4 protein-coding genes and 1 pseudogene are annotated in these 4912 nt (G+C 64.3%); all 5 read left to right on the top strand.

Features of this window, described 5'->3' with window-relative positions:
• Positions 1-124, top strand: a pseudogene (locus EOA75_RS35295) (50S ribosomal protein L9); the annotation flags it as partial.
• A gap of 230 nt (positions 125-354) precedes the next feature.
• Positions 355-1638: a cyclopropane-fatty-acyl-phospholipid synthase family protein gene (locus EOA75_RS28670; RefSeq protein ID WP_127325743.1), complete on the top strand. Its 1284-nt coding sequence runs from the start codon at positions 355-357 to the stop codon at positions 1636-1638.
• 71 nt (positions 1639-1709) lie between these two features.
• On the top strand, positions 1710-2033 hold the full coding sequence (locus EOA75_RS28665; protein ID WP_127246213.1) for a YnfA family protein: 324 nt from the start codon (positions 1710-1712) through the stop codon (positions 2031-2033).
• A gap of 1 nt (position 2034) precedes the next feature.
• Positions 2035-3000, top strand: a complete 966-nt coding sequence (locus EOA75_RS28660) for a small ribosomal subunit Rsm22 family protein (protein ID WP_095800083.1) — start codon at positions 2035-2037, stop codon at positions 2998-3000.
• 269 nt (positions 3001-3269) lie between these two features.
• Positions 3270-4760 (top strand): replicative DNA helicase, encoded by a 1491-nt coding sequence (locus tag EOA75_RS28655; protein WP_067330253.1) that lies wholly within the window; start codon positions 3270-3272, stop codon positions 4758-4760.
• Positions 4761-4912 lie beyond the last annotated feature (152 nt).

The raw sequence follows: 4912 nt of genomic DNA, 5'->3' as shown, positions 1-4912 counted from the left end.
GGCCAAGGGCGAGACGCTGACGACGGCCGAAGCCATCTATGGCGAAGACATCAACGACAACGCCCGGCCGGAAAACTTCTTCGATCCGAACGCCGAATTCGAAGGCGGCGAGGACAACGCCTGATCGACAAGGCAGGAGCCGCGCTCCGGCTCCTCCTGCGTCCAGCGCCGACTGGACCAACGCCCGGGTCTTCGACCCGGGCTTTTTTGTGCCAATAGGAACTTTTCTAATCCCTATATCTTGTTGCAGATTACGGCGTGGCGCGTCGATTGGACGCGGGCGATGCGCTGTGGCACTTTCGATTTGGCATTCGGTCCCACTGCCGGATGGTCCGTCTGAGGGGACATTTGGTCATGAACATCCTGTTGAAACACGTTCTCGAACGGCTGGTGCGGACCGGCGACCTCAAAGTGACCGGGCCGAAAGGCACGACGCATAAGTTCGGCGACGGCAGCGGCGAACCGGTACACATCCACATCAAGACCATGCATGCCGAGCGCGCGATCACCTTCGATCCGATGCTGGCCGTGCCCGAAGCCTATATGGATGGCGAACTGGACATCCCCGAGGGCGGCGTCCTCGGGGTGATGCGGATCGCTTTCCAGAACATGGGCAGCGGCGGCATCGACGTGACCTGGTCGAAGGCCATCGAAGGTCTGCGCCATGCCTTCCGCCGCCTGCAGCAGATCAACACGGCGTCGAGATCTCGCCGCAACGTGCAGCGCCACTACGACCTCTCCGGCGAACTCTACAAGCTCTTCCTCGACGAGGACATGCAGTATTCCTGCGCCTATTTCGAACAGCCCGACATGACGCTGGACGAAGCGCAGGTCGCCAAGAAGCGCCACATCGCCGCCAAGCTGAGACTCAAAGCCGGCCAGACGGTGCTCGATATCGGCTCCGGCTGGGGCGGCCTCGGGCTTTATCTCGCCAAGGCCTTCAACGTCGACGTGCAGGGCGTGACGCTATCCACCGAGCAGCAGAGCGTCTCCACCGACCGCGCACATGCACTGGGCCTGCAGGACCGCGCGCATTTCGACCTCAAGGATTATCGCGCGCTCAACGAACGATTCGACCGCATCGTCTCGGTCGGCATGTTCGAGCATGTCGGCGTCAACCACTACCGGACTTTCTTCGACAAGGCGGCGACGCTGCTCAAGCCCGACGGCGTGATGCTGCTCCACACCATCGGCCGGTCCGGCGTGCCGTGGGCGACCAGCGCCTTCATCCGCAAATACATCTTCCCAGGGGGCTACGTCCCGTCGATGTCGGAAGTGCTGCCCGCGATTGAGAAATCAGGCCTTATCGTCACGGACATCGAGATTCTCAGGCTTCACTACGCCGACACGCTGAAGCATTGGGGCCAGCGCTTTGCCGCCAACCGCGACAAGGCGAAGGCTATCTATGACGAGCGCTTCTGCCGCATGTGGGAGTTCTACCTCGCGGCCTCGGAAGCAGCCTTCCGCTGGCAGGACCTGGTGATCTTCCAGTTCCAGATCGCCAAGAAGAACGACACGCTGCCGATGACGCGCGACTATATGGCCAAATGCGAGAAGGCGCTGGAATTGCGCGACCTCGGCCATCAGGAGCCGGCGACGCCCGCCGTCAAGCCGACCCGCCGCAAGAAGGTGGAATAGAACGGCGGCGATTGCCGCTTGCCATTGCGGCCTGACGCCACGAAAAAGGTCTCGTTCGCGAGGCCTTTTTCATGAACTACCTAATCTACATCGCGGCGGCACTTGCCGAGATCGCCGGCTGCTTTTGCTTCTGGGCCTGGTGGCGGCTGGGGAAGTCGCCGCTCTGGCTGGTGCCAGGTCTGGCGTCGCTGGCATTGTTCGGCTTCCTTTTGGCGCTGGTCGACACGAGCGCCGCCGGTCGCGCTTACGCCGCCTATGGCGGCATCTACATTGGCGCTTCGCTCGGCTGGCTTTGGCTAGCCGAAGGCGTGCGCCCCGACCGTTTCGACCTCGCCGGCGCCGCGCTCTCGATCGTCGGCGCCTCGGTGATCCTGCTCGCGCCAAGAGGAGCCTGAATTGGAACTGCCCACCGCGCTCCGGCAAGGCGTCGACAGCCTGCTCGAAAAAGTACCGCTGCCGGCGCTGAAACAGGCCGCGAGAACGCTTTCGGAACGCTATCGCGCCGAGTTGCGTGACGGCCGCCTGCATATGGGCGAAGACATGGCGGTGAAGGCTTACCTGGCGACCAGGCTGCCCGCCACCTATGCCGCCGTTCGCGCTTGCCTGGACGCGCTGGCGGACGCTCGTCCGGACTTCCAGCCGAAAAGCCTGCTCGATATCGGCGCAGGGCCTGGCACCATGCTTTGGGCCACGGCCGACACCTGGCCGGAGCTCGAACGGGCGGTTCTGGTCGAGGCAAGCGCCGCGGTGCGCAAGGTCGGCCAGTCGCTGGCCGCCGGCGCGATCGCTGCCCGCGCGAGCTGGGTAGCCGGCGACGCCACCATCGATCTCGACGGTCTCGACCCTGCGGACTTGATCAGCGTCGCCTATGTGCTCGACGAGATCGCGCCGGCCTCGCTGCCAAAACTCGTCGACCGGCTCTGGCGATTGACGGCCGACACGCTGCTGATCGTCGAGCCGGGCACGCCGGCCGGCTGGCAGCGTATCCTTGCCGCGCGCCGGCAGCTCATCGAAGCCGGCGCGCATGTCTCGGCGCCCTGCCCGCACGAGGCGCCCTGCCCGCTCGCTCCGCCAGACTGGTGCCATTTCTCGCGCCGCGTCGCGCGTTCGCGGCTGCATCGGCTCGCCAAGGACGCCGACGTGCCGTGGGAGGACGAGAAGTTCATCTACCTCGCCGCCTCGCGACTGCCGGCGCCGGCGCGCGCGTCACGAGTGATCGCGCCGCCAAAGGGCGGTTCGGGCAAAGTCATGCTCAAGCTCTGCCAGCCCAACGGCCATGCCGGGGAGCGCCTCTCCAGCAAGCGCGACGGCGATGTCTTCAAGGCGGCGAGGCGGGCGGACTGGGGCGATACGCTTGGCTGAGCCGCTTGTGATTCAGGGGCGAGGCGACACGGCGCACACGAGCTTGCCACGACTGACATAGCCGGCATCGCATTTTCCTGTTTTGTTCTCGCTCGAGGCCCGCTAGGGTTGCGCACTTCGATTCGAGTCAATGACGATTCTTTCCACGGAAAAATTTCGGTTGTGAATCGCGAGCATCGAAGCCGGTTGGAACCTCACTGTTGCAGATAAGTCAGCACCGATTTTTCCAGTTCTGATATCGAGGAAGCGGGATCGAAATCGGGGACATCATGGCTGAAGCAGCGCGCAAGCTCGGCGTGGCGGAGCAACCGCTCTACCGCGAGGCACCGAACAACATCGAGGCCGAGCAGGCGCTGCTTGGCGCAATTCTGGTCAACAACGACGCCTTCTACCGCGTCTCGGATTTCCTCAAGCCCGCGCATTTCTATGAGCCGCTGCACCGCAAGATCTTCGAGGTCGCGGCCGAGCTCATCCGCATGGGCAAGATCGCAACGCCGATCACGCTGAAGACCTTCCTGCCGGCGGAAGAGAAGGTCGGCGACATGACGGTGGCGCAGTATGTCGTGCGGCTCGCCGTCGAGGCGGTCACAGTCGTCAACGCGGCCGATTACGGACGAGCCATCTACGACCTCGCCACGCGCCGGGCGCTGATCACCGTCGGCGAAGACATGGTCAACATTGCCTATGACGCGCCGGTCGACATGTCGCCCTCGGAGCAGATCGAGGACGCCGAGCGGCGCCTGTTCGAGCTCGCGGAGACCGGCCGCTACGACGGCGGCTTCGAGAGCTTCAACGACGCGGTCAAAACCGCCGTCGACATGGCCAACGCCGCCTATATGCGCGACGGCCATCTGTCAGGCATCGCCACGGGCCTGCGCGACCTCGACCGCCGCATGGGCGGCCTGCAGCCTTCCGACCTGATCGTGCTTGCCGGGCGCCCCGGCATGGGCAAGACCTCTCTGGCCACCAACATCGCCTTCAATATCGCCGAGGCCTATCAACCGGCGCAGCAGGCCGACGGCACCTTCAAGGCGGCCAATGGCGGCGTGGTCGGCTTCTTCTCGCTCGAAATGTCGTCGGAACAGCTCGCCACCCGCATCATCTCCGAGCAGACCGAAATCTCGTCATCGAAGATCCGCCGCGGCGAGATCTCCGAGATGGATTTCGAGAAGCTGGTGGCCTGCTCGCAGACGATGCAGAAGATCCCGCTGTTCATCGACCAGACCGGCGGCATCTCGATCGCGCAGCTCTCCGCGCGGGCGCGGCGGCTGAAACGCCAGCGCGGCCTCGACCTCATCGTCATCGACTATATCCAGCTGATGCAGGGCTCGAGCGCGCGCGCCTCGCAGAACCGCGTGCAGGAAATCACCGAAATCACCACGGGCCTGAAGGCTCTAGCCAAGGAGCTCGGCGTGCCGATCATCGCGCTGTCGCAGCTGTCGCGTCAGGTCGAAAGCCGCGACGACAAGCGCCCGCAGCTCTCGGACCTGCGTGAATCCGGTTCGATCGAGCAGGACGCCGACGTGGTGCTGTTCGTCTACCGCGAGGAATACTACCTCAAGAACCGCGAGCCGAAGCTCGGCACCGACGAATACATCAAGTGGGAAAACGAGATGAACGAGGCGCGCGGCAAGGCCGAGTGCATCGTGGCCAAGCAGCGTCACGGACCGACCGGCACCGTCAGCCTCGCCTTCCATGGCGAGTTCACGCGGTTCTCGGACCTGGCCGAGGAGCATCATTTGCCGGAGAGGTTTGAGTAGTTTTTGGCCCACGTCAGCGCTCCGTCACACCCCCCTCTGTCCTGCCGGACATCTCCCCCGCAAGGGGGGAGATTGGCTGTCGCCACGACCTTCGCCAATCGCCGCCGTTGCAAGAAGAGCGCCGGCGGCCAAGCTGCTGATCTCCCCCCTTG

The sequence above is a fragment of the Mesorhizobium sp. M1A.F.Ca.IN.022.07.1.1 genome, from assembly GCF_003997575.1.
Classification (GTDB): Bacteria; Pseudomonadota; Alphaproteobacteria; order Rhizobiales; family Rhizobiaceae; genus Mesorhizobium.
The sequence above is the reverse complement of the archived record's forward strand: the minus strand, read 5'-3'. Positions and strand labels throughout refer to the sequence as shown.

What these genes read in the sequence shown, in the direction of transcription:
- EOA75_RS28670 (WP_127325743.1), top strand. Translation starts at nt 355, where the DNA reads ATGAACATCCTGTTGAAACACGTTCTCGAACGGCTGGTGCGGACCGGC.
- EOA75_RS28665 (WP_127246213.1), top strand. Translation starts at nt 1,710, where the DNA reads ATGAACTACCTAATCTACATCGCGGCGGCACTTGCCGAGATCGCCGGC.
- EOA75_RS28655 (WP_067330253.1), top strand. Translation starts at nt 3,270, where the DNA reads ATGGCTGAAGCAGCGCGCAAGCTCGGCGTGGCGGAGCAACCGCTCTAC.